This window comes from Chromohalobacter moromii (assembly GCF_023091865.1).
Lineage (GTDB): Bacteria > Pseudomonadota > Gammaproteobacteria > Pseudomonadales > Halomonadaceae > Chromohalobacter > Chromohalobacter moromii.
On the sequence record NZ_JAHXDI010000004.1, the window covers coordinates 495,466 to 519,749 of the forward strand.

Annotated in this window: 24 protein-coding genes; 8 read left to right on the forward strand and 16 right to left on the reverse strand. The window is 58.7% G+C overall.

Annotation, left to right across the window (positions count from 1 at the left end):
- The first annotated feature begins 330 nt into the window (after window positions 1-330).
- From KZO83_RS15315 to KZO83_RS15325, 3 genes are all read left to right on the forward strand, one after another.
- Entirely contained in the window at window positions 331-1,539 is a 1,209-nt protein-coding gene (locus tag KZO83_RS15315; protein ID WP_178998689.1) for a quaternary amine ABC transporter ATP-binding protein, read from the forward strand.
- Entirely contained in the window at window positions 1,539-2,384 is an 846-nt protein-coding gene (locus tag KZO83_RS15320) for an ABC transporter permease (protein WP_075369261.1), read from the forward strand. The genes KZO83_RS15315 and KZO83_RS15320 overlap by 1 nt, the downstream gene beginning before the upstream one ends.
- Window positions 2,385-2,489: 105 nt before the next feature.
- Complete coding sequence (locus KZO83_RS15325) at window positions 2,490-3,374, forward strand: glycine betaine ABC transporter substrate-binding protein (RefSeq protein WP_075369262.1); 885 nt, start codon at window positions 2,490-2,492, stop codon at window positions 3,372-3,374.
- Between the two features lie 117 nt (window positions 3,375-3,491).
- On the opposite strand, the gene pdxH is transcribed toward KZO83_RS15325, so the two are convergent.
- The 5 genes from pdxH to arsC form a co-directional block, all read right to left on the reverse strand.
- Entirely contained in the window at window positions 3,492-4,139 is a 648-nt protein-coding gene (gene pdxH / locus KZO83_RS15330; protein ID WP_075369263.1) for a pyridoxamine 5'-phosphate oxidase, read from the reverse strand.
- Between the two features lie 218 nt (window positions 4,140-4,357).
- Window positions 4,358-5,626, reverse strand: coding sequence for a hypothetical protein (locus KZO83_RS15335; protein WP_247621379.1), 1,269 nt, complete (start codon window positions 5,624-5,626; stop codon window positions 4,358-4,360).
- Between the two features lie 3 nt (window positions 5,627-5,629).
- Entirely contained in the window at window positions 5,630-6,025 is a 396-nt protein-coding gene (locus KZO83_RS15340; protein WP_247621380.1) for a DUF2069 domain-containing protein, read from the reverse strand.
- Entirely contained in the window at window positions 6,022-6,651 is a 630-nt protein-coding gene (gene wrbA / locus KZO83_RS15345) for an NAD(P)H:quinone oxidoreductase (RefSeq protein ID WP_247621381.1), read from the reverse strand. Before wrbA ends, KZO83_RS15340 begins: the two co-directional genes overlap by 4 nt.
- Window positions 6,652-6,678: 27 nt before the next feature.
- The gene (gene arsC / locus KZO83_RS15350; protein WP_075369266.1) at window positions 6,679-7,026 is read right to left on the reverse strand and encodes an arsenate reductase (glutaredoxin); all 348 of its coding nucleotides are present in this window, start codon (window positions 7,024-7,026) and stop codon (window positions 6,679-6,681) included.
- 63 nt (window positions 7,027-7,089) lie between these two features.
- Between arsC and KZO83_RS15355 the strand changes: the two genes are divergently transcribed.
- Window positions 7,090-8,310: a YihY family inner membrane protein gene (locus KZO83_RS15355; RefSeq protein WP_247621382.1), complete on the forward strand. Its 1,221-nt coding sequence runs from the start codon at window positions 7,090-7,092 to the stop codon at window positions 8,308-8,310.
- Window positions 8,311-8,369: 59 nt separating this feature from the next.
- On the opposite strand, the gene KZO83_RS15360 is transcribed toward KZO83_RS15355, so the two are convergent.
- Window positions 8,370-8,789, reverse strand: coding sequence for a gamma-glutamylcyclotransferase family protein (locus KZO83_RS15360; RefSeq protein WP_247621383.1), 420 nt, complete (start codon window positions 8,787-8,789; stop codon window positions 8,370-8,372).
- Between the two features lie 157 nt (window positions 8,790-8,946).
- Here KZO83_RS15360 and smrA point away from each other — a divergent pair, with 157 nt between their 5' ends.
- Entirely contained in the window at window positions 8,947-9,540 is a 594-nt protein-coding gene (smrA, locus tag KZO83_RS15365) for a DNA endonuclease SmrA (RefSeq protein ID WP_247621384.1), read from the forward strand.
- 83 nt (window positions 9,541-9,623) lie between these two features.
- Here smrA and KZO83_RS15370 read toward each other — a convergent pair whose 3' ends face one another.
- From KZO83_RS15370 to metH, 3 genes are all read right to left on the reverse strand, one after another.
- Entirely contained in the window at window positions 9,624-10,121 is a 498-nt protein-coding gene (locus tag KZO83_RS15370) for a DUF934 domain-containing protein (protein WP_247621385.1), read from the reverse strand.
- Window positions 10,114-11,766, reverse strand: a complete 1,653-nt coding sequence (locus KZO83_RS15375) for a nitrite/sulfite reductase (RefSeq protein WP_178998682.1) — start codon at window positions 11,764-11,766, stop codon at window positions 10,114-10,116. The genes KZO83_RS15370 and KZO83_RS15375 overlap by 8 nt, the downstream gene beginning before the upstream one ends.
- A 132-nt stretch (window positions 11,767-11,898) precedes the next feature.
- Window positions 11,899-15,636, reverse strand: coding sequence for a methionine synthase (metH, locus tag KZO83_RS15380; RefSeq protein ID WP_247621386.1), 3,738 nt, complete (start codon window positions 15,634-15,636; stop codon window positions 11,899-11,901).
- 215 nt (window positions 15,637-15,851) lie between these two features.
- On the opposite strand from metH, the gene nfuA reads away from it, so the two are divergent.
- Window positions 15,852-16,442, forward strand: a complete 591-nt coding sequence (nfuA, locus tag KZO83_RS15385) for a Fe-S biogenesis protein NfuA (RefSeq protein WP_178998680.1) — start codon at window positions 15,852-15,854, stop codon at window positions 16,440-16,442.
- A gap of 103 nt (window positions 16,443-16,545) precedes the next feature.
- On the opposite strand, the gene KZO83_RS15390 is transcribed toward nfuA, so the two are convergent.
- Window positions 16,546-17,511 carry a DNA-binding protein gene (locus tag KZO83_RS15390; RefSeq protein ID WP_247621387.1) on the reverse strand — a complete coding sequence of 322 codons (966 nt, stop codon included), beginning with the start codon at window positions 17,509-17,511 and terminating at the stop codon, window positions 16,546-16,548.
- A 213-nt stretch (window positions 17,512-17,724) separates the two neighbouring features.
- Here KZO83_RS15390 and KZO83_RS15395 point away from each other — a divergent pair, with 213 nt between their 5' ends.
- Both KZO83_RS15395 and KZO83_RS15400 read left to right on the forward strand, forming a co-directional pair.
- Window positions 17,725-18,945, forward strand: coding sequence for a tyrosine-type recombinase/integrase (locus KZO83_RS15395; protein ID WP_247621388.1), 1,221 nt, complete (start codon window positions 17,725-17,727; stop codon window positions 18,943-18,945).
- A 27-nt stretch (window positions 18,946-18,972) separates the two neighbouring features.
- Window positions 18,973-19,383, forward strand: a complete 411-nt coding sequence (locus tag KZO83_RS15400) for a SufE family protein (RefSeq protein WP_178998677.1) — start codon at window positions 18,973-18,975, stop codon at window positions 19,381-19,383.
- A 38-nt stretch (window positions 19,384-19,421) separates the two neighbouring features.
- Here the strand turns inward: KZO83_RS15400 and yidD are convergent, their stop codons facing one another.
- From yidD to KZO83_RS15430, 6 genes are all read right to left on the reverse strand, one after another.
- Window positions 19,422-19,709: a membrane protein insertion efficiency factor YidD gene (gene yidD / locus KZO83_RS15405; protein WP_178998676.1), complete on the reverse strand. Its 288-nt coding sequence runs from the start codon at window positions 19,707-19,709 to the stop codon at window positions 19,422-19,424.
- 5 nt (window positions 19,710-19,714) lie between these two features.
- Window positions 19,715-20,155, reverse strand: a complete 441-nt coding sequence (gene hisI / locus KZO83_RS15410) for a phosphoribosyl-AMP cyclohydrolase (RefSeq protein ID WP_178998675.1) — start codon at window positions 20,153-20,155, stop codon at window positions 19,715-19,717.
- A gap of 29 nt (window positions 20,156-20,184) precedes the next feature.
- Window positions 20,185-20,634 carry a transcriptional repressor gene (locus KZO83_RS15415; RefSeq protein WP_246922219.1) on the reverse strand — a complete coding sequence of 150 codons (450 nt, stop codon included), beginning with the start codon at window positions 20,632-20,634 and terminating at the stop codon, window positions 20,185-20,187.
- A gap of 84 nt (window positions 20,635-20,718) precedes the next feature.
- On the reverse strand, window positions 20,719-21,681 hold the full coding sequence (locus KZO83_RS15420) for an alpha-L-glutamate ligase-like protein (protein WP_246921929.1): 963 nt from the start codon (window positions 21,679-21,681) through the stop codon (window positions 20,719-20,721).
- A gap of 1 nt (window position 21,682) precedes the next feature.
- Window positions 21,683-23,191: an inactive transglutaminase family protein gene (locus KZO83_RS15425; protein WP_246921927.1), complete on the reverse strand. Its 1,509-nt coding sequence runs from the start codon at window positions 23,189-23,191 to the stop codon at window positions 21,683-21,685.
- A gap of 78 nt (window positions 23,192-23,269) precedes the next feature.
- Entirely contained in the window at window positions 23,270-24,103 is an 834-nt protein-coding gene (locus KZO83_RS15430; RefSeq protein ID WP_246921925.1) for an ATP-dependent zinc protease family protein, read from the reverse strand.
- Between the last annotated feature and the right edge of the window lie 181 nt (window positions 24,104-24,284).

Sequence of the window (24,284 nt, forward strand, 5' to 3'; positions counted from 1 at the left end):
GATGTCGCGGTGAAGCCGTGGAAGGTCGGCTTCGTCGCTTGCCGAGTTCGGTGATTGAGTATGATCGAGGCGCCTGGCGGCGCGCGCCGGGTTATTGAACCATGGATCAATCATCAGTTGTTTTTATTTGAAGCAATATCAATAAGTAGGTATGATTCGATACGAAACATAACGAAATTTTATCTTCATGATCATCTCTTATCATCTCCATGACCATAATAAGAGCCAGGAGACTGACCCGCCAGATACTCGCAACGTGACAACGTGACATTGCTGAGCGCCCTTGCTTCGCAAGGGCATGGCGACGACTTGACCAAAGCAGGCAAGCCTATGACTGAAACAGACGAAACCAATATCAAGATTCAGGTGCGCGGCCTGAGCAAGGTGTTTGGCTCCCAGCCTAAGAAAGCACTCGAGCTGCGCAACCAAGGGAAAAAGCGTCCCGAGATTCTTGAGAAAACCGGCCAGACCCTGGGTCTTTCCAATATCGACTTCGATGTACGTGAAGGCGAGCTTCTCGTCATCATGGGTCTGTCAGGTTCCGGGAAATCGACGCTGATTCGCTGTCTCAATCGCCTCATCGAGCCCACCGAAGGCGATATCGTGATCGATGGTCAGAACATTCCCAAGCTTAGTGAGAAAGAGCTGCTGGAATGCCGGCGCCGTCACTTTTCGATGGTTTTCCAGAATTTTGCCCTCTTTCCGCATAAAACCGTGCAGGAGAATGCTGAATACGGCCTTGAGGTGCGCGGTGTCGAGAAAAAATCTCGTGTGGAAAGCGCTCGCAACTCCCTCAAGCAGGTAGGCCTGGACGGCTGGGAAGATGCTTACCCAAGTCAACTCTCCGGGGGCATGCAGCAGCGTGTCGGTCTTGCCCGCGCATTGGCTAACGACTCTACCGTGATGCTGATGGATGAGGCGTTTTCGGCGCTCGATCCGCTGATCCGCAAAGATATGCAGCAAGAATTGATTGAGCTGCAGCATCGTATGAAGAAGACCACTATCTTCATCACCCACGACCTCGATGAGGCGATCAGCATCGGCGACCGCATCATCCTGCTCAAGGATGGTGAAGTCGTGCAGATGGGCACGCCCGAGGATATCCTGACGCGGCCCGCTGACGATTACGTGGCGCGCTTCGTCGAGGGCGTGGATATGTCGCGCATCTTCACGGCCAACAGTGCCATGCGTTCTGTGCGTGCTACGGCGCGCGATAGCGACGGCCCGCGTACCGTATTGCGCAAGATGAGCGAGCATGGACTCGACTCCATCTACGTCATCGATCGGGATCGCACCTTGCTGGGCATCGTGAGTGTCGATGACGTAGATGCCGCTGCCAAGGCTGGTAAGGACACGATCAACGAGTTGATCCAGAACGACTTCCCGAAGGCCGGTCCGGATGAACCGATGAACAACCTCTTTGCCATGTTCAATGATAAAAGCTATCCGATTGCCATCGTCGACGATAATCAACGCCTATTGGGTGTGGTCGTGAAGGGCGCGGTACTTGAAAAACTGGCTGAAGCGGGAGAGCACTGATGGCGATTGATATTCCACGCATTCCCCTCGGCGACGGCATCGAGGGTGGTCTCGATTTTCTGACATCGCACTATTCCAATGTGACACGGGGCATTTCCAGTGTTACCCAAACGGGTATATCAGCGCTTAACGATGGGTTGATGTGGTTGCCTGAGTGGGCGTTGATGGCGATCATCGCATTGATCTGCTGGCGGGTTGCCAACTTGCGCCTAGGGATCGGTGCGGTGCTGGGGCTGGCCTTGATCTGGAATCTCGAACTTTGGAACCCGATGATCGAAACCTTGACGCTGGTGGTGATCGCCACTGTGGTTGCGGTGGTCATTGCCATGCCATTCGGGGTGCTCGCGGCCATTTCGGATCGCTTCTATGGTGTCATCATGCCGGTGTTGGACTTCATGCAGACCATGCCGGCGTTCGTCTATCTGATTCCGGCCATTCCGTTTTTCGGTATTGGGTCGGTGTCGGCTATTTTCGCTACGGTGATCTTTTCGATGCCCCCGGCGATACGCTTTACAACGTTGGGCATTCGTCAGGTACCTAACGATTTGATAGAGGCGGCGGATGCATTCGGTGCCACGCGTACTCAGAAGTTGATCAAGATACAGTTTCCGCTGTCCTTGCCGACGATCATGGCGGGCATCAATCAGACGATCATGCTAGCGCTGTCGATGGTCGTGATCGCAGCGATGATCGGGGCCGACGGCCTGGGTAGCGAAGTATGGCGCGCCATCCAGCGTCTGCGTCCTGGCGATGGTTTCGAAGCGGGTATCGCTGTCGTCATCCTTGCCATGTTGCTGGATCGCATCACGCAGGCGCTTCGCAAGCCGAAAAAGAAAGCTAGCTAAGAAGCAAGGCGTCACAAGACGCCATGTATCGAGCATGTGCTCGACAAGGAACGGCCGTTGGCCGTTCCGGCAGGATCTCCCATCAATAAGAGAAGGGGAAAAACGATGACACGCACTCCATTGACGAAAGCCGTACGTTATGGCGCCATCATGATGGCCGCCGGTGCAGGGCTCAATGCGGGCATCGCGCAAGCGCAGGACAGCAAGGGTGATATCACGCTCGCCTATGTCGAGTGGTCTTCCGAAGTGGCCTCCACCAACGTGGTGCGTGCGGTGCTCGAAGAGCAAGGCTACAACGTGAAGATGTCCTCACTGTCTGCCGCTGCGATGTGGCAAGCCGTGGCGTATGGTGATGCTGATGGCATGGTGGCGGCATGGTTGCCTTCCACGCATGAACAGTACCTGAACAAGGTCGGCGACAAGGTCGAGAACCTGGGCCCGAACCTTGAAGGTACCAAGTTGGGACTTGTCGTTCCCTCTTATACCGATATCTCGTCTATCGATGAACTTGATGACAAGGCCGATGTGGTCAATGACGAGATCGTGGGGATCGATCCCGGTGCTGGCCTCATGAACCTGACCGAGAAGGCCATCGAAGAGTACGATCTCGGGGATGCTATCAACCTGCAATCAGGTAGCGGCGCCACCATGACCGCTGCATTGGATAGTGCCATCAAGAACGACGAAGATATCGTGGTCGCCGGTTGGACGCCGCATTGGATGTTCGCACGCTGGGACCTCAAATATCTGGACGATCCCAAGAACGTTTACGGTGGCGCAGAGCACATCAATACCGTCGTGCGTCAAGGGCTGAAAGACGATATGCCGGAAGCCTATGCGATTCTCGATAACTTCGAGTGGACGCCGGAACAGATGGGCGAAGTGATGCTCATGAATCAGGAAGAAGATTCCGATCCATACGAAAATGCCAAGAAGTGGGTCGACGAGCATCCCGATGTCGTCGATGAGTGGGTCAACGGCGATAGCTGATAGCCACTACGCTCGACATCATTTGTCGAAGAGCGTTGAACTAGACGCCCGGTCCTTCATGGATCGGGCGTTTTGCATGGTGGTTGGTCAATACGTTGAATGGGGCAAGCGATGGGATCAAGGTGCCAAGCGTGTTTTGCTCCAAGCTGCATCCTGCTCGTGATGGCGATAGCGAATACGGTCATGGAGACGATTGGATTGGCCTTGCCAGAACTCCAGAATATGCGGCCGTACACGATATCCGCCCCAATGCGGGGGACGCTCGACGCTTTGGTCGGAGTAGACCTGTTCGAAACGTTGCTTGCGTTCCTCCAGCCATTCGCGGTCAGGGATTTCCACGCTTTGCTGGGAAATCCACGCGCCTAGCTGGCTGTCTCGAGGGCGGCTGGCGAAGTACTCATCCGAAATGCTGGCCTCGGCTTTTTCTACGCGTCCTTCGATACGTACTTGCCGGTGGAGGAGGGGCCACCAGAATACCAGGGCGGCATGGGGGACATTGGCCAGCTCACTCCCTTTGTGGCTTTGGTAGTTGGTGAAGAACACGAAACCTTGCTCGTCGAAATGCTTGAGCAATACTACGCGAGCATGAGGGAGCCCCTGGCTATCCACAGTGGCCAGCGTCATCGCATTGGGGTCTTGAGGTTCATGCTCCCGCGCGGCTGCAAACCAAGCTTGAAACAGGTCGATGGGCGATGCCGGCGTATGCGCGTCGGAGAGTGTCTCGCCGGCGTAATCGCGTCGCAGGTCAGCGATATCGTAATTCATGGTCTTCCTCTCCTAAGTGTGCATTCATCTTTATCGGGTGGCGGCATTCGACGGTCATTCCCAGTGGCTGCCGGCATATACAGGCGAATGCGGTCATACCCATCAGGATAGCGCTCCCAGGCAGTCGAGATAGATAAAAGTCGTCGTGTCGATGGCAGAGCCTTTACCCATGGCGAGCGCGCGCAAAGCATTCATAGCATCTTTATGCAGGGTGATGGTCAGCGTGTCTGCCACCAGGCATACAAGGCAAATACCGCGCCACATGCCAGCCAGCCGAATACCGCGTAGGGCAGGTTCCAGCGCATCATGTCTCGGGACTTGATGCCGTAGCGAACGCATAGCGCGAGGTTGCTGCCCGACAAGGGGCTACAGCCGGTCCCCAGCGCCCAACTCATGAGAAATAGCATGCCCAGCAAGGTCGGATCCGGTCCTAGAGGTTGCACCAGCGGCGCGATCGTAGCGATGCCTACAAGCGGGTGAATCCCCACGAATGCCAATACCACGAGAATACCTTGCGTGATCCAGGCAGCGAAACTCCCGAAATGGTCAAGCGGAAGGAACTGTTGATCCGGTGCGCTGGCCAGCAGAGCGGCGAGACCGCTCGAGATGAGCCCGGCGGCGAGAAATAATGCGAATTGGGGGCCCAGGCGTGGCAATCCATCGTTGAGCTGTTTATGCAATCGGCCACGGCGCTCGTGCGCGGGGACCAGCAGCGTTGCGAACAGTGGCGATACGATGCTGATGATCAGGGGAATGGATAAACTCGGCCAGATGAAGTGCGCCACGATGACGCTCAGCGCCAGTACGCCGGGGAGCACAAGACTACTTTTACCGAGCGGGTAACCGATGAATTCACCGGGCAGGCGCAGCGCATCGATTGTCACCAGTGTTAGCAGGAGCAACGATGCGAGAAGTCCCCACGGCAGCAACGCAAGGAAGTCGAGGCCCGGCGCGTAGGTCAGGGCGACCCCCATGGCGACGAAGAAGGGTGACCAGGCTGCTGCCGCCGGGAAGGCGCGTCCCAGGACGATGGCCTGTTGGCGCGTCAAGCGTCCTTGGCGCTGCATGCGGTCCCCGAACAGAAACAGGACGGAAAGATTGATGACCGCCCCAAAGAGGTGGACGCCTAGCAACGTGCCCCAGAAGCTGCCGCGCCGTTCGTGCTGCGTATCGTCATCCTTGAGAGGGCGCGCCATGGAGAGAAAGCTGACGCCGGCGAACATCATCAGCAAGGGTTGATTGACGCTGAGTCCGGCAGCCAGCGAGGCCGGCGTCTCGCGCCATAGAGCGACGCCCCAGATGATCACCCCGGCGAGGCCCAGCCACATGGCTTGTCGCTGGGAGGCCCGTGGCAGTTGCAAGCTCAGGCGCAACGTCGCGAGCCACCCCAGAATCGCAGCCGGCCATAACGGCAGGTGGAGCAACGAGCAGGCGATACTGACGACGAGCATCGCGAGAATGAGGCAGCTCGACGGGCGTAGCGACATGCCTCAGCCTGTCAGCTGTTGTCGGCGCCAGCGCGCATACGCGGCGGCGCTAACGAACAAGATGAGAGCTGCAAGTGTTTCCAACGTTCCCCATGCCAACCGGCCCGGTAGCTGGGCGATCATCAGCCCCTGCACGATATAAAGCAGGCTGACGAACGCGAGCATGACGTGTCCACGCGGGCGTCTAGTGATAATAGGGGGCAGGAAGAGTACCAATGGCAAGAGGCGGACGGCGATCGGCATCAGGCCGATCTGACCGCTGGCATGCAGTTGCCAGCCACCGAGGAGCTGCAAGATGGCCAGGGCCGCCAAGCCGCCCCAGACGCCACGACGTGCCTGTGTCGTGACATGCGCTAACCCATGACGTGATGCCAGTTGATCGAGTTGTTGACGCATCATGTCGCCTCATGCAGCGAACGCATGGCCAGCGCGAGGCGTCCTAGCCGCTCGCCCTGAGCACGCGACAGCGCTGTTTCGTCGTCATCCAGAGGACGATCTGCCTGCGCGCCGGCGAGATGGCTGGTGCCATAGGGTGTGCCGCCGGATTGCGTCGTCAGCAGGCGCGTTTCGCGATAGGGCACGCCTGCGTAGACCATGCCGTGATGCAGCAGGGGAATCATCATGGTCAACAGCGTGGCTTCCTGCCCGCCGTGCAGGCTGGCCGTTGAGGTGAACGCGGTGGCGGGCTTGTCGGCGAGGACGCCGTTCATCCAAAGCTCGCTGGTGGTATCCAGGAAGTATTTGAGAGGCGACGCCATGTTGCCAAACCGTGTAGGGCTGCCCAACGCCAGGCCATGGCAGTGGCGGAGGTCGTCTAAGGTCGCATAGACGGCCCCTTCGGCAGGAATTTCCGGGTCGACCGCTTCGCATGTCGTGGAAACGGGAGGAACGGTGCGTAGCCGTGCCGCGATGCCGGAGATACTTTCCACGCCGGCGGCGAGCTGCTCAGCCATCTCTCGCGTGGCGCCGTTCCGTGAATAGAACAGTACGAGTACATAGGGTGTTTCAGAAGCGGAGCGAGTCATGGGAGGCCTCGTGTCGTGGGACATCGATCATTCGATCAAATCGAGAAGAGCTTCAGGAGGACGACCGATGCGGGCACGTGTGCCATCGTCGAGTATCGGGCGCTGCATGAGCCGAGGATTGTCGGCAATGGCCTGCAAGCGTTCCTCGTCGCTGGGATCCTGGAGCGCCAAGGCTTTCCATTGGGCTTCGTTGGTGCGAACTAGGGCTGGCACGCCGTCTTCGAGCCGCTGTGCGAGACTACGGAGTTGCGTGATGTCGAGCGGATCATCGAGATAGCGATGCACGTTGACAACGACACGCCGATCCTCGAGCAGGGTCAAGGCCTCTCGTGACTTGGAGCAGCGTGGGTTGTGGTAAAGTGTAAAAGTCGTCATGCCTTAACTCCGGCAGCTGGGGGCGACGAATCAAATAATTAGCCAAGCATTGTAGAGTGCCACATGCGACGCCCACAACTCCTTGACCGCCGCTGGCCCGCTCTCATTCTGCGTAGCCTGCGTGAACTGATACAGCGTTTCGATTCTCACGATGGGCTCAAGACTGCCTCGGCGTTGACCTATACCACCTTGTTTGCCGTGGTTCCTTTCATGACGGTCGTTTATGCGATGCTGTCGGCTATCCCTAGCTTTCAGGGAATCAGTGAACAACTGCAGGGCTTGATCTTCAGCCAGTTCGTGCCGGCTACGGGATCGTCGTTGGTCGAGCACCTGCGTGACTTCTCTCGCCAAGCGCGTAGCTTGACATTGATTGGTCTGATTTTCCTGTTGGTGACGGCCGTCATGATGATGATCACCGTCGAAAGGGCATTCAACACGATCTGGCATGTGTCGCGCAGTCGGCGGGGAGTGTCCAGTTTTCTTTTGTATTGGGCGGTGCTGACGCTCGGCCCGCTGTTGGTCGGTTCGGGATTTCTGCTGTCTTCCTATCTGGCGTCATTGACGCTGGTGCGTGGCGCCGCTGACGTGCTGGGCGGGCCGGTGACCTTCCTGCGCCTGTTGCCTCTGACGCTGAGTTTCACGGCCTTTGTCTTCATCTACATGGCAGTCCCCAATTGTCGCGTAAGGTTTCGGCATGCCGTGGCCGGGGCGGGGATGGCGGCATTGGCGCTGGAGCTAGCCAAAGGGGCGTTTTCGCTGTATGTCACCTATTTTCCTTCCTACCAAGTGATCTACGGCACTTTCGCTGCCGTTCCCTTGTTCTTGATTTGGGTATTCCTGTCCTGGGCGATTGTGTTGGTCGGGGCTGAACTGGCCGCCTGGCTGAGTGAGCGACGCCGTGTCGAATGGCGCTATTGGCCGCCGTTCTGGCAAGCCTTGGGCGTTGTGTCTCGATTGCACGAAGCGCATCAGCATGGGCGATCGCTTGCCGATCGAGAATTGGCGATGTGCCTGGGGCTGCGGTACACGGAAGTAATGGCGCCGCTGGAAAAGCTGGGGGTTGCTGCTCAACTCGACAATGATCGCTGGATGCTGGGGCGTGACTTGGGCGTGCTGACGCTCTGGGAGTTTCAGCGCGCCATGCCTTGGCCGGTGCCACTTGGCGAAAATGCACCGACGAGTGAAATGACGCTCGTGCATGCTGCACTCCAGGAAGCCGAAGACCATCGCCAGCAGGTATTGACCCAGCCCATGGAACGCCTACTGCACACGCCTCGGGTATGAGCTGTTTCACTGGCGGAGTTTTATACCGTTATCTACTTTCAAGTCAAAATTCAAAACACTTATAACCGTTGATAGACCCAAGCACTTTGCCCGTCATCGAGTTTGACGTTTACACGCCGATAACGCTCCCCTAAATGTTCGTATCGGTCCAAACGTTTGAGCTCATCGCTTGTGACCGACAGGGTATATCCATCGACCTGCTCGTTAGGCGCCGGTGAAATATCCAACTCATCTCGGATATAGCCTCGGAGCGTGGCGGGTGTTGCGGTGCCGGCGCGTCCCATGATCAACCAGCGGATCGGGGCATAACGTAGGGTGCCATAGACGAACACTCTGTGATGCTCGAGACGCCGATCCACGATGGGCGGATTCGCTGGCGCTTCATAGCCATAGGGGCTTTGAAAAGTGTACCAAAAGTAGCCGACCCCGAGGGCAAAAGCGATCATGGCGAAAAGCCCGATTCTATAGACCCAACGCATTGGCATCTCCCCAGCTCTTGAAGTGCGTGGAAGCAGACGCACGAGGTAGGACACCCACGTTTGTACTTGCCGCCAAGGGCGGGGAGTGTGGCATTATCTCGTTAGCTTGGGAATCGTCGAGACTTCCCGAGATCGTAGGCCATAGGAGAGCAAGCCAATGAGCCAGCACATGCGGGACGATCTATTTCGGCAGGCGCTAGGGGAAGACGTTCAGCCCTTGACTAAAGGCCGCGACAGGGCGGATGTCGAGCATTCACCCACCGCCCCTTCTGAGGCTCAGCTGGCCCGCCGTGCTCAGGCCGAGGCCGACGACAAGGAGAGCAATTTCTTATCCGATGAGTTCGTCGATCTGATAGGGCCGGCCGACCCTATCGAGTATCGCCGGGATGGCATTCAGATCGGTGTGCTCGAACGTTTGCGCCATGGCGGCTATGCCCCGGAGGCGTATTTGCACGTTCAGAAGAGGCCGCTTGAGGTGTGTCGCCGCGAATTGTTCCGGTTCATACGAGACGCGCGAGAGCATGATCTGCGCTGTGTATTGATCGTTCATGGTCGCAGCAAGGAAGCCGAAGGGCATGCGAACATCGTACGTTCCTACGTCGGTAAATGGTTGGCGCAGTTCGACGATGTACAAGCTTATGTCTCGGCGCATAAAAGCCACGGTGGCTTGGGTGCCACCTATGCCATGTTGCGGAAATCGGAGCGTGCACGCGCCAGAAATCGCGAACGCCAGCAGAAACGGCGGGGGTAATTCCCTATCTTGGATAATAAAGCGGGTGGGAAGGCCGACGTCGTTCGCATGTGAATCGCACGTCGGCCAGTGCTTGGTCAGCGTCAGGCGCTTTCGCGCATCCGCCGTCTGAACAAGGGTTCCGGCGTGTCGGTGCCGGGCTGATAGCTAAGGCTGAACGCGTCCAGCGCGTTTAGCGCATCTTCGACGATTTGATCCTCGCGTAGCAAGAAGGCATCGAAGCCGCAGCGCGACATATAATACAACTGATCGATCAAGACATCCCCGACTGCGCGAATCTGGCCGCGGTACCCATGGCGCTCCCGAAGCTGACGCGCGATGCTGTAGCCACGGCCATCGGTGAACTTGGGAAAGTCGATGGCGATAAGCGGTGCATCGAGTAGTTGCTCGGCGAGCTCGGGGGTGAGCTCGGTATCGCTGGCCAACAACGGCGCGACATCTTCGCCGGACGCTTCCTGCCACTCCACCAGCGGGACGATGATCCGCCCGTTCTCCGGGCGTGATGCACTTTCCTCGCAAAGTACCCATTCATCGTTCTGGACGCGGCGCTCGGCGATCAGGGTGCGTGACTGATCAGGCATAGACATGCTCCTTGAAGGGCTTCAGGCCGATGCGGCGATAGGTGTCGAGAAAGGTCTCATCAGGCGTACGTTCGCCGACATAGACTTTCAATAGTTTGTCGATCACGTTGGTTACGTCTTCCCGGTAGAAAGACGGCCCCAGAATCTTGCCTAGTGACGACTCGTTGCCCTGACTCCCGCCCAGTGAAATCTGGTAATACTCTTCGCCTTTCTTGTCGACGCCGAGAATGCCGATATGACCCACGTGGTGGTGACCGCAGGCATTCATGCAACCCGAGATGTTGAGCTCCAGCGGCCCCAGATCATAGAGGAAGTCCAGATCTTCGAAGCGCTGCTGGATTTCCTGAGCGACCGGGATCGACTTGGCATTGGCCAGCGAGCAGTAATCACCACCTGGGCAGCAGATCAAATCGGCCAGGGTACCCACGGTGGGATTGGCCATACCCAGCGTCTCGAGTCGTTGCCAGAGTTCTTCCATGCGATCCACGGGCACATCGGTCAGCACCAGATTTTGCTCGTGCGTGACGCGCAGCTCGCCATAACCGAATTCGTCGGCCAGATCCGCAACGGCGGCCATGTCTTCGGAGGTCACGTCGCCGGGCGAATGATCGTGACGCTTGAGTGATAGCGTCACGGCCTTGTAACCGGGGACCTTATGATCGGTGACGTTGTTGGTCACGAAGCGAGCAAAGGCACGGTTTTCTCCGCGCAGGCGAGCATAATCCTGGATGGCCTCCTCGGCGACATCGCGACGGGGCGGCTCGACGAAGTGGTCGGCCACGGCGGAGATCGCCTCGTCGGTCAGCGTCTGAGGGCCATCCTTGAGGTGGGCCCATTCCGCCTCGGTACGGCGCCGAAACTCGTCGATGCCCAGCGCCTTGACCAGAATCTTGATACGCGCCTTGAACTTGTTGTCGCGGCGACCGTATTGGTTGTAAACGCGCAGGATCGCTTCGAGATACGTCAGCAGATGTTGCCACGGCAGGTCTTCACACATCACGGCGCCGATCATCGGCGTACGCCCCAGACCGCCGCCTGCGAGTACCTTGACGCGCACGTCGCCGTCCTCGTTACGCCAGAAGCGTAGACCCACATCATGCACCTGGATGGCCGCACGGTCTTCCTCGGCACCGGTCACGGCGATCTTGAACTTGCGCGGCAGGTAGGCGAACTCAGGATGGAAGGTCGACCACTGACGAATGAGCTCGCACCAGGGGCGCGGGTCTACATCCTCGTCGCCGGCGATGCCGGAGAACTGATCGGTGGTGGTATTGCGGATGTCGTTGCCGCTGGTCTGGATGGCATGCATTTGCACGCTAGCCAGGTCGGCCAAAATGTCCGGTACGTCTTCGAGTTTCGGCCAGTTCAACTGCAGGTTGGTGCGCGTAGTGAAATGGCCATAGCCGCGATCGTAGCGTGCGGCGATCTCGCCCAGCTTGCGTAGCTGATAGGAGGCCAGCATGCCGTATGGAATGGCAATACGCAGCATCGGCGCATAGCGCTGGACATAAAGGCCATTCTGCACGCGCAGCGGTAGAAATTCCTCGTCGCTGATCTTGCCTTCGAGATAGCGGCGCATCTGGTCGCGGAACTGGGCGACGCGCTCGTCTACGAGCGTTTGGTCGTACGTGTCGTACCGATACATACAGGCGGTGTCCTGCTAGTCACATGGATTGCCGTAGCAGGGCACCTTACCCTGCCTTGTATATTCTTTGAAAGAATAAATAATAATAGCTTATTGCATTTATGTTATTAAAAGGCCGTTCGGTGGCATCGCTCACTCGGGGTCGTAAGACAGCACCGGCGACAACCAGCGCTCGAGCTCCTTCAATGGCATTTGCTTGCGAACCGCCAGCGACTCGACCTGGTCGCGACCGATCTTGCCGGTAGAGAAGTATTTCGAACGTGGATGCGAGAAGTACCAACCGGAGACCGCGGCCGAAGGCCACATGGCGTAACTATCGGTCAGCTCGATGCCGGTCTTGGCCGTGGCATCCAGCAGCCGGAAGAGTGTGGCCTTCTCGGTATGGTCCGGGCAGGCCGGGTAGCCGGGGGCAGGACGAATGCCCTGGTATTTCTCGGCTATCAACGCGTCGTTGTCCAGGGTTTCATTGGGCACATAGCCCCAAAATTCCTTGCGTACACGCTCGTGCATGCGTTCGGCGAAGGCTTCCGCGAGGCGATCGGCCAGGGCCTTGACCATGATGGCGTTATAATCGTCACCGGCCGCTTCGTATTGCTTCGCCAGCTCATCCGCGCCGTGCCCGGTGGTCACCGCGAAACCGCCGATCCAGTCCTGCTTACCGCTGGGCTCGCCGTTTTCCAAATCGCGTGGCGCGATGAAGTCGGCGAGGCTTTGGCAGACGCCATCGCGATTCTTGGTGGTCTGCTGGCGAATATGATGCAGGCGCTCGACGACCTCGGTGCGCGAGTCGTTGGCGTAAACCTCGAGGCTATCGTCGTCGACGCTGTTAGCCGGCCACATGCCGATCACGCCCCGCGCCGTTATATGACGCTCATCGATCAGCTTGCGAAGCATCGTCTGGGCATCGGCAAACAGGCTGCGGGCCGCCTCGCCAACCACCTTATCCTCGAGAATCTTGGGATACTTGCCAGATAGCTGCCAGCTCATGAAAAAGGGCGTCCAGTCGATGCGCTCGACCAGCTCTTCCAGCGGGTAATCGTCGAACACCTTGAGCCCGCTGAAGGTCGGCTCGGGCGGCGTGTAATCGGCCCAGTCGAGAGCGGGGCGGCGCTCGCGCGCCTCGCTGTAAGCGAGATCGGCGGCCTTGGGGCGACGCTTGGCATTGCGCTCGCGGACCTTGTCGTATTCCTCGCGTATCTCTTCGACGTAACTCGGCTTGAGGGTCGGCGAGAGCAAGCGGCTGGCGACGCCGACGGCGCGCGAGGCATCGCTGACGTAGATGACCGGCTGTTCGTACTGCGGGGCGATCTTGACCGAGGTATGGGCCTTGGAGGTCGTTGCGCCGCCGATCAGTAGCGGGATCGTGAAGTCCTGGCGTTGCATTTCCTTGGCCACATGGACCATTTCGTCCAGCGACGGCGTGATCAGCCCGGATAGGCCGATGATATCGGCATTGTGCTCGCGCGCGGCGGCGAAGATCTTCTCCGCCGGGACCATCACGCCGAGGTCGATCACCTCGTAGTTGTTACACTGCAAAACCACACCGACGATGTTCTTGCCGATGTCGTGAACGTCGCCCTTGACCGTGGCCATGACGATCTTGCCCTTGGCCTGGGTGCCTTCGCTCTTCTCGGCTTCGATGTAGGGGATGAGATAGGCGACCGCTTGCTTCATGACCCGCGCCGACTTGACCACCTGGGGTAGGAACATCTTGCCATCGCCGAACAGGTCGCCGACCACGTTCATGCCATCCATCAGGGGGCCTTCGATGACCTCGATGGGGCGCTTGGCACGCTGCCGCGCCAATTCGGTGTCGTCTTCGATGTACGCGGTAATGCCCTTGATCAAGGCATGCTCGATGCGCTTCTCGACTTCCCAGCTACGCCATTCCAGGTCTTCCTTCTTCTCGCCACCGCTGCCGTCGCCCTTGTATTTATCGGCGATATCGAGCAGGCGTTCCGTGCCGTCGTCGCGCCGGTTGAGGACCACGTCTTCGACCGCGTCGCGCAGTTCGGCGGGCAGGTCGTCGTAGACCGCCAGTTGGCCAGCGTTGACGATCCCCATGGTCAGTCCGGCCTTGATGGCGTGATAGAGGAAGACTGAGTGGATCGCCTCGCGTACCGCATTGTTCCCCCGGAAAGAGAACGACACATTGGACACGCCGCCCGAGAGCATGGCATGTGGCAAATGCTCGCGAATCCACTTCGACGCCTCGATGAAATCGACGGCGTAGTTGTTGTGCTCTTCGATGCCTGTGGCGATGGCGAAGATGTTGGGGTCGAAGATGATGTCCTCGGCGGGGAAGCCGATATCGTCGACCAGCAGGCGATAGGCGCGTTCGCAGATTTCCGTTTTGCGCTGGAAGGTGTCCGCCTGGCCGTCCTCATCGAAGGCCATGACCACGATGGCGGCGCCATACCGGCGGCACGCCGTGGCCTGTTGGCGAAAGGCATCTTCGCCTTCCTTGAGCGAGATTGAGTTGACCACCGCCTTGCCCTGGACGCACTTGAGGCCTGCCTCGATGATCTCCCACTTGGAGGAATCGAGCATGATCGGCACGCGCGAGATATCCGGCTCCGAGGCGATCAGATTCAGGAAGCGCACCATGGCCTCCTGAGACTCGAGCATGCCTTCATCCATGTTGATGTCGATGACCTGGGCGCCATTTTCGACTTGCTCGAGCGCCACTTCGAGAGCGGTAGTGTAGTCCTCTTCCTTGATCAGGCGCTTGAAGCGCGCCGACCCGGTCACGTTGGTACGCTCGCCGACGTTGACGAACAGGGAGTCCGCTTCGATGTTGAAGGGCTCCAGCCCCGAGAGCCGGCACGCCTTGGGACGCTCGACGACCTGGCGCGGCGTCAGCTCGGCAACGGCATCGCGAATGGCGGCAATGTGCTCCGGCGCGGTACCGCAACAGCCACCGATGATGTTGACCATGCCGCTCTCAGCGAATTCGCGCACGATCGACGCCATTTCCTCGGCGGTCTGGTCGTATTCGCCGAATTCGTTGGGTAGCCCCGCGTTGGGATGCGCTGAGACGAAGGTATCGGCCTTGTGGGAGAGTTCTTCGAGATAAGGGCGCAACTCCGCCGCGCCGAGGGCGCAGTTGAGCCCGACGGAAAGCGGCTGAGCGTGACGGATCGAGTTCCAGAACGCCTCGGTGGTCTGTCCGGACAGCGTGCGTCCGGAGGCGTCGGTAATGGTGCCCGAGATCATCACCGGCCAACGCGCGCCACGCGCCTCGAACAGCCTCTCGAGCGCATAGATGGCTGCCTTGGCATTGAGCGTGTCGAATATGGTCTCGATCATGAATAGATCGACACCGCCGTCTATCAGGGCGTCGGCCGCCTCGTAGTAGTTGTCGAACAACTGATCGAAAGTGACATTGCGCTTGGCGGGGTCGTTAACATCCGGCGAGAGGGACGCCGTGCGCGAAGTTGGCCCCAGTACACCGGCCACATAGCGGGGCACGCCGGTTTCCGAACTCACCGCCTCGCAGACGTCTTTGGCCAGGCGTGCGGCTTCGCGATTGAGCTCGGGGACCAGTGACTGCATGCCGTAATCGGATTGCGACAGCTGGGTGCTGTTGAAGGTATTGGTCTCGACGATATCCGCGCCGGCTTCGAGATAGGCACGGTGGATGTCACGCACCACATCAGGACACGTCAGCACCAGCAAGTCATTGTTGCCTTTGAGATCGCTCGGCCAATCGGCGAAGCGTTGTCCCCGAAAATCGTCTTCATCCAGCTCATAGCCCTGCAACATGGTGCCCATGCCACCATCGAGGATCATGATGCGCCGTGCCAGCTGTTCGTGAAGCGACGAGAACGAAGCGGCGAGTGTTAATGACGAAGCAGTGGCGGCAGGCATGTCGGCGTATTTCTCCAGCGGGATCCGAGCGATAGGGTGAACGTCAGCGAGACCGGCACGAGGCTGATGTCACGCAGGCGATATACGAGGCGTGGATGGTACCAGAAGGTCCGCAATGTGGGCAGCCGCCAAGACCCAGCAAAATACTCGGGATTGTGTCGGGCGACGCTTTTTCATACCATGAAGGCAACATCTCAGGTAGAGAGTAACGTTTTATGAGCCAGCCCATCCAAATCACCGACAACGCTCAAGAGTATCTTGCCGAGCTGTTGGCCAAGCAGAACGTCGAAGGCATTGCGGTACGCATCTTCATCACTCAACCGGGGACGCCATACGCTGAAACCTGCCTGGCTTATTGCCGGCCGGGTGAGGAAGAGCCGAGCGACGAAAGGCTAGATCTGGACAAGATCACGGTCTACCTCGAGAAAAACAGCATCGCATTTCTCGAAGAGGCGGTGGTCGACTTCAACGCGGATCGCATGGGTGGCCAACTGACCATCAAGGCGCCCAATGCCAAGATGCCGAAGGTCAACGCAGACAGTCCGCTCGAGGATCGTGTCAATTACGTGCTTTACAGCGAAATCAATCCCGGCCTGGCTGCTCATGGGGGGGAGATTCGCCTGATGCAGTTGACCGAGGAAAATATTGCGGTGCTGCAGTTCGGCGGTGGTTGCCAAGGTTGTGCAGCGGTCGATATCACCCTCAAGGATGGGGTCGAAAAGACACTGGTAGAGCGCGTGCCCGAACTGGCCGGTATCCGCGACGTTACCGACCATACCGACGACACCAACGCCTATTATCGCTGATCGGCGCTAGACGCGACAGTCTGCAATCAGCATCGAAGGCCCGCCATGTGCGGGCTTTCGTCATTTCGAGGCCTGTCATCCAGGGGAGTATCCCCAGTGCTCATTAGACGACGAAGGGCGGTAGTGGTAGCCGTGCCAGCTTTTCGCGCAGCTCACGATTGACGGCGTGCTGTTGCTCGAGCTCGCGTTCTGCGCGCCGGTTGTCGCTTTGCGTTTGCTGTAGTTGCCCTTGGCTTTCCCGTAATTTGCTTTCCAACGACTGCCGCTGCGAGGTTTCGCTGCGTGCCTTTTCTTCCAGCGTCGTGTATTGGCGCCGCTGCTCGGCGAGCTCGGTCTGCACACGCTCGAGTTTCTGCTCCAGAGACGCAGTGCGTTTTTGAGCTTGTTTTTCGATGTTCTGACGCTCCTGGCGCGCGTCATCGAGAAGCCCCATCAAACGTGCTTCCGCTGATTCGTGGCGCTGTTCCTCTTGTTTCAGCTGCGTCTGGTGCTCACGAGAGAGTTCTGCCATGGCTTCCCGGTTCTCGCTGCGAGCGGTTTCTAGTTGGCGCTGATGTTTCTGGCATTCCTCGTCGAGTTGCTGCACGCGTCGTGCTTGCTGCGTTTCTTGCTGATGGGCCGCTTGCAACTCGCTTTGCGTGTTAGCCAGTTGCATTGTCTTTTCTTCCAGTCGTGCCTGGGCCTGCTCGAAGTGCGTGTTCAACGCTGCTAGACGTTCCTCGGCGTCCGCTGCCTTGCGCGCGGCGGCTTGGGCCTCTGCTTGTGCCTCTTCGACACGCTGATCGGCCTCCTGGCGATAATGGGTCAGGGATTCGGTCGCCAGTGCCTGGGCTTTTTCCCAGAGATCCGTCATCCATGTCTGTAGCGACTCCGGCGGTGTCTCGCTCGACGTGACATCCTGGTTCCTTTCCCGCCTTAAGCGCCACTCTCGCAAATGATCGCTGATCGTCGTGAAGCTTCCCGTGCCCAGGATATCGCGGATTTTCTGGACGGTGGGGGCGTCGTTTTGACGTAGCAGCGTATCGATCGCGTGCTGTACGTCTTCGTATTGAATGCCGTTGCGGGCCATGTCGAGTCCTCTGTACCGGGCGCCACAAAGGGCGTTTGATTACTCCTCACAGCATACCCCGTTACCAGGAATTGGCCAATATTACATTAAACGTAATACGTAAAATTACGTTATGAAATTAGAGAAAATTCAAGATTACGCGTATTATCTTGAATTTTTGAACGTAACGACGGACACTGCTCGACATTGGAAGCAGAGAGGGCATGAGCCGTCATGCAAGACGAGCGGGGGCAGGAGCAGCAAGAGCAGGAACTGGAAGGGCCGCTCGAAGCAATCGTCGCGCTCGAAACCAGTGCTGCCACGGTGGCGTCACAACCGCCAGGGGGGTTGGAGAAACGCGTCACGGAGCGTGAGGCACATATCTCGGCTCGTACCGATGTGGAAGCCGTCGCATCCTGGCTGAGTGAATTTCAGTCGAGCCCTCAGACATGGCGCGCGTATCGCAAGGAAGCCGAGCGACTGTTGCTGTGGCTGCAGCGGCGTGATGAAGCGTTGGCCGAGGTGCGGCGCGACACGCTGGATGCCTATGAGCGCTTTCTGGCCGATCCGCAGCCGGCCTCGCGCTGGGTTGGGCCGTCACGGCCTCGCGCTGCCTTGGATTGGCGACCGTTTCGTCAGCCGCTCTCGGCGGCCAGTCGGCGCCAGGCACTGGTCATTTTGCAGGGTATGTTCGCTTGGCTGGTCGAGGCGGGGTGGCTCGAGCACAATCCGTTTCGCCTGATGCGCGACAAACGTCGTCGCATGGACAATCGCAACGAACGTATCGAGCGTTATCTCGAAAGGACGCTGTGGCAGCGCTTCTGGGCATGGCTGCAAGTGCCGCCATCTCCGCGGGCGGGCGACGGCGCCTATTATCGTTGGGCGCGGCGTCGGTTTTTGTTTGGCTTTGCGTATCTGCTGGCACCGCGCCTTGGCGAAGTGGCCCAGGCACGCATGGGTGACTTCATCCAGCGTGAAGGACGCTGGTGGTGGCGGGTCGTGGGGAAGGGCGACAAGCTTGCCGAGGTGCCGGTGCCGCCGGACATGATGACGCTGCTCGCGGATTGGCGGATGACGCTGGGCATGTCGCCACAGCCTGAGCCCGACGACACCACGCCGCTGCTGCGTGCACTGGATGGCCGGCGTGGGCTAGGGGACAACCAGCTTTATCGGCTGATTCGCGAAACATTTCGTGAGGGCTACCAAGCCCTTGATGATCTGCCGGACGCCAAGCGCGCCCCGCTACAACGAGCCACGCCCCATTGGTTGCGCCACACAGCATTGACACATCAGGCGCAGGCCGGCGTGGAGTTGCGCTATCTGGCACGTACCGCCCGTCATGCACGCCTGGACACCACCGCGCGCTATCTGCACGCCGAGGCTGAAGAGTGGCATCGTCAACTGGCACATCACCGGCTCGCGGCCCCCGACACACATGGCGATGGCGCGTTATAATGGGCAATCGATTTGCGAGGAGGGCGCATGACAGCACGCGAAGCACAAGCCGAACTGGCAGATGAGTTCGCCATATTCGACAACTGGATGGACCGCTACCAGTACATCATCGACATGGGCAAGCAATTGCCGACATTCCCGGAATCGTTGAAAAGTGACGACACCAAGATTCAGGGCTGTCAGTCCAATGTCTGGATTCACGACCGCCTGGAGGATGGCCGGCTGCATTTCGATGCCACCTCCGATGCCGCCATCGTCTCGGGGCTGATTGCCGTTCTGCTGCGGATCTACAACGACCGGCCGCCCAGTGAGATTCAGGCGACGCCGCCGGACTTCCTGGGCGAGCTTGGCTTAGACAAACATTTGTCGCCGACACGCAGCAATGGGCTGCATGCCATGCTTGATCGTATCTATGCGGTGGCCAAACAAGCCGCATAGATTGGCTGACTTGTGGTGGCCTGAAAAGTGGAAGGCTTTCAGTGCGTATCGGGGCGCCCGTGGTCGGCGTGAGCGTCACAGTCACCTGGCCCGGGCGGCACCGGATCGACACCGCCGGGGTGGCCGGGATGGCATTTCAGAATCCGCTTGAGTGCCAGCCAACCACCTCTTAGAGGACCATGAATCTGGATGGCCTCCACGGCGTATTGCGAGCAACTGGGCCAGAAACGACAGCGCGGGCCGAGTAGGGGGCTGATGACGTACTGGTAACCACGCAGCAAGCCGATCATGAGACCGGCAAGGCATTTGCGAAGAAGGCGACGCATGGCGGCTAGCGCTGGCCGTATAGCTCGGCGGGATCCATCAGTGGCGCGCTGCCAACTTCCGCTGTTTCCTCGCCTAATGCAACATAGAAGCAGCTACGCCGCCCGGTGTGGCATGCAGGTCCTTGCTGATCGACGCTCAGCAACAGAGTGTCACCGTCGCAATCGAGATGCGCCGCCACCAACTTCTGAACCTGCCCGGAAGATTCACCTTTGCGCCACGGTTTGCCGCGTGAGCGCGACCAGTAGCAGACACGCCCGGTGGCGAGCGTTTCCTCCAGCGCGGCGCGATTCATCCATGCCATCATCAGTACCTCGCCACTCTCATGTTGCTGCGCAATGGCGGGCATCAGTCCATCCTCGTTCCAACGCGCGGCGTCGAGCAGGGTGTTTGTCGGTTCGCGCGTGCCTTGCGGGGCCGGCTCGAGTTGCTTGAAGAGATCGGTCATGGCATGTCGTCTTGGCGTTATAGGGTGAGTTAAGCGGACGCTTGCTCAATGCAGGACGCACATAGGCCCAGCAGTTCGATAGTTTGCCGCTCGATCCGGTAGCCTTGTTGATGAGCTACCTGGGTCAGTTGCTCGTTGACATCGTCGAGGTGCAATTCTTCGACCCGACCGCACGAACGACATATCAGTAGTTGGAAGCCATGCGCATGCTCGGGGCAGGGACAGGCAACGTAAGCGTTGAGCGACTCGATACGATGCACTAGGCCTTGCTCAATGAGAAACTCCAGCGCGCGGTAGACGGTCGGGGGGCGCGCCGAGGCATGCTCCGTAGCGAGACGGTCAAGCAGATCATAGGCTTTGAGACCGCCTGGCGAGGTGGCAATCATCTCCAAGACACGTCGCCGTATCGGAGTGAAGCGCGCACCGTGCTTGTGGCACTGGCGTTCCGCCTGAGTCAGTAGCGCATGGGAGTCGAGCATCGCAACACCATCGTTCTCGGTAGTGCGGGGCATTCTACGCCGTTGCCCCGGGCGGGGCCAGACGTGCCCGGCCTTCCGCTCCGGTCATGCGGAACTGGCCAGCTCTCCCTCGCGCGCGAAATGCCGCTGTGCGAAAGCGACGCGTGCTTCGACCGAGCGTGTCTCGGCTTGCTTCTCGATCAGGTCCAGTCGCCGCCTTAACCCTTCGCCGTTGGCCATCTGAATGGCTAGCCCCGGGCGTGCGTTGAGTTCGAGGAGCATTGGGCCGTGGTGGCGATCGAGCACCATGTCGGTGCCCAAGTAACCGAGTCCGGTCATTTCATAGCAGCTGGCTGCCAGGTGGAGCAGGGCATCCCAACCTGGAACGTACAAGGAGGCCAGGCCGTGGCCGGTGTCGGGATGGTCTTCGCGCGGGCGATTGAACTGCACGCCTCGCAAGGCCGCACCCGTGGTGATGTCGAGCCCTACGCCGACGGCGCCCTGGTGCAGGTTTGCCTTACCATCCGACGCCGCCGTGGAAAGGCGCATCATCGCCATGACTGGATACCCGCGAAAAATAATGACGCGGATATCGGGCACGCCTTCGTAGGTATACGCGGCGAAGACTTCGTCGAAGGCGATCAAGGACTCGATAACCGCGACATCGGGCGTGCCGCCCAGTGAATAAAGCCCGGACAGGATATTGGAAACGTGACGTTCCAGGTCCACCCGTTCGATGCGCGCACCACTGGGCTTGACGTAACCACCATCCTGTTGGCGTTCGACGACGAGAATGCCCTTGCCGCCACTGCCCTTGGCGGGTTTGATGACGAAACCTGGTGCGTCTTTCACCATCTCGACGACGTGCTTCACGTCGAATTGCGTGCTCACGGTACCGATCAAGTCTGGCGTAGTAATTCCATGGCGCTTGGCCAGGAGCTTGGTCTGCAGCTTGTCGTCGACGAGAGGATAGAGCCGGCGATCGTTATAACGGCCGATGTAGCGTATGTTGCGGCGGTTCATTCCAATGACGCCCTTGGCCTGCAACCTGGCTGGAGTCGCCCACATATCAGTCATCCTTCGCCAGGGGCTGGAAGCGTCGCAATTCCAGCAAACGGTATCCGGTATAATTCCCCAGCAGCAGAATCATGGCCATGAGAATCAGCTGTACGCCCAGGAAGTTAAAGGTAATGTGGCGGACCCAAGGATTGTTCATGGCTAGATAGGCCAGCACGGCAGTCAGCAGGCTGCCGAATCCTTGCTTGAGGACTTCTTTCGGGCCTTCTTCCTCCCATAGGATCGACATCCGCTCGATGGTCCAGGAGAGAATGATCATCGGGAAGAAGGTGATGGTCAGCCCCGCATTGAGGCCGAAGCGATAGGCCATGACCGAGAACAACGAAATGATGGCGATGACCGTTATGATCACCGCCGACACTCGTGCCACCAGTAATAGATTGAGTCGCGATAGATAGCTGCGAATCACCAGGCCTACGGCGACGACGAGCAGGAAACCGACCAATCCGGTGATCAAGGTCGTTTGGATGAAGGCCAGAGCGATCAACACCGGCATGAAAGTACCGGAGGTCTCGAGCCCCACGAGAACGCGCAGCAGCACGACGACCAGCGCCCCAATGGGAATCAAAAGGATCGTCTTGAAAAGGGCCTGTTCTTCGATGGGCAAGCTGTGAATAGAGAAGTTCAGCAGGGTGTCGTCGGCAAACTGATTGCGCACCGCAACCGATGCCGGCTCGTTATGACGCAACATGGAGAAACTCACGCGAGAGTCGCTGCCCCCCTGGACTTCGAGCACGGCATTGCCGTGACGCTCCCACAGCAAGAGATCATCCGGCTTGCCTTGCTCGCCCGTCCGGGGATTGATCAGTACCCATTTCTCATTTTCGAACACTTGCAGCCACGGGGTCAGCGACTGTCGACGACGGCCGTCTTCCAGCCTCAGCCCATTGACGATCCGAGCGTGAACATTGGCTTGATTGAGTAAGCGGGTCAGCAAGACAGGGCGCTCGTATTGAGAGAGCAGAAGTCGAGCGTTTTCCCCCTGGCGTTGATCGGTGAACTCCTTGATCAACTCACGCGTGAACGTGAAGGCATCCGCCGAGCGCTCATGTGCCTGGTCGATGACTTCTCTCGCAGCGGTATCGTAGGGCCGCTCCCAGCCGATATCGCGTTGCAATGCTGGAGGTTCGGCCAGAAACTCTTCCTCGCCATCGGTCACCAGCAACTGCGCTGAGTAATAAAGCTGCTGGGGCCCATTGGCTTGCCGGATTGCCCACTGCGCATGGCGTGCCTTGTCGTCACGCAGATATGATAGTCCGAACCCCGAAGAGGCGGTGTTTTCCGTCAGCAGACGAAAGCCTGGCTGGTTGGAGGGCAGGGCAAGATCGATTCTGACGGGGCCGTTCTCGGCATCGAAGTTGACCTGTGCCTCGACTTCCCATATCTGCCGTTGCTCGCCCGGCATGAAGGGAACGTCGTAGTGAAAATGTCGGAAGATGGTCAAGATGATACCAATGACCAGCAAGGCGCCGACCAAGAGGTAAAAGGGCACTCGGGACATGCATTATCCTTGTCGACAAAGCGGCGCGCCGTGACGCCGTCCACTTGAGGTTATCGAGATGCGCCATGGGGCGCCGACTCAGCGAGCTTCTTCCTCGCTATCGTTGTCTTGCTGATCCTTTTCCGCCTCTGACGCGCTCTTGCCACCGGGAAATTCCGGCCGCGGATGGATGTAGGCCTGGCTGACGTCGATCAGCGCTATATCCATGAAGAAACGCCGCCCCAGCAAGACGGGGTAATCGAGATGCGAGCGGTCGTTGAGCGTGAACTCGACGCGCTGCTTGAGGGGGCCCAGAGTCATCAGCAGGCTGATCACGGGGCGACTGTCGGTCCCCGACGCTTGAATGATTTTGACGCGGCGTGTCACCGGTGCCTCGATCGCGTCATCACGTATACCGTCGACGGCTGGCTCGTCATCTTCGAGTGCCAACTTGAAACGCACCCAGCTTTCGCCATCGCGTTCGAATTCCGTCACGTCATGCGCCGAGAGCGAGGATGTATTAGCACCGGAGTCCACACGAGCCTTAAGGTAGGTGCCGACCGTGGGGAAGCCAACCCATTCATTGCGACCCAGCATTTCCTTGCTGGCAGTATCGCTGCGCTCGATGGGGCATGTGGTCACTACGCGAGGTTCTTGGCCGATATTCTCGACATCGGCGCGTAAATGACGCAGCAGCTTGCCATTAGCCCGCACATTGTCACCGATGCGCTGCGCACGCTCAGCTTGAACGCGTAATAGCTCGGTTTGAGTCGAGCAGCGTAGCGCCAGATTACTTTCTAGGCTCTCCAGACGTTGGTTGAAAGCCGTCTCGGTCAAGTCGTCGGTATGATGTGTCGCTTGTGGTACGGCACAGCCTGCGAGTGTCAGTACACCAACACACAAAGCGGAAATAAATAACGAGCGGGAGCGCATAGCATTTTCCTGTCTAGGGCCATCTTGGCAACGCATTGAAACGAAACGAGAGGGCGTGGGGCTCAGGCACCTGAACAAAATCGCGCTTGATCATACGGAGTTGGTTGCTGGGATGTCCATTACTGGCACAAGATAAATATAGAATTTAACATAATATATATTATGCGAACCAAAAGGATAG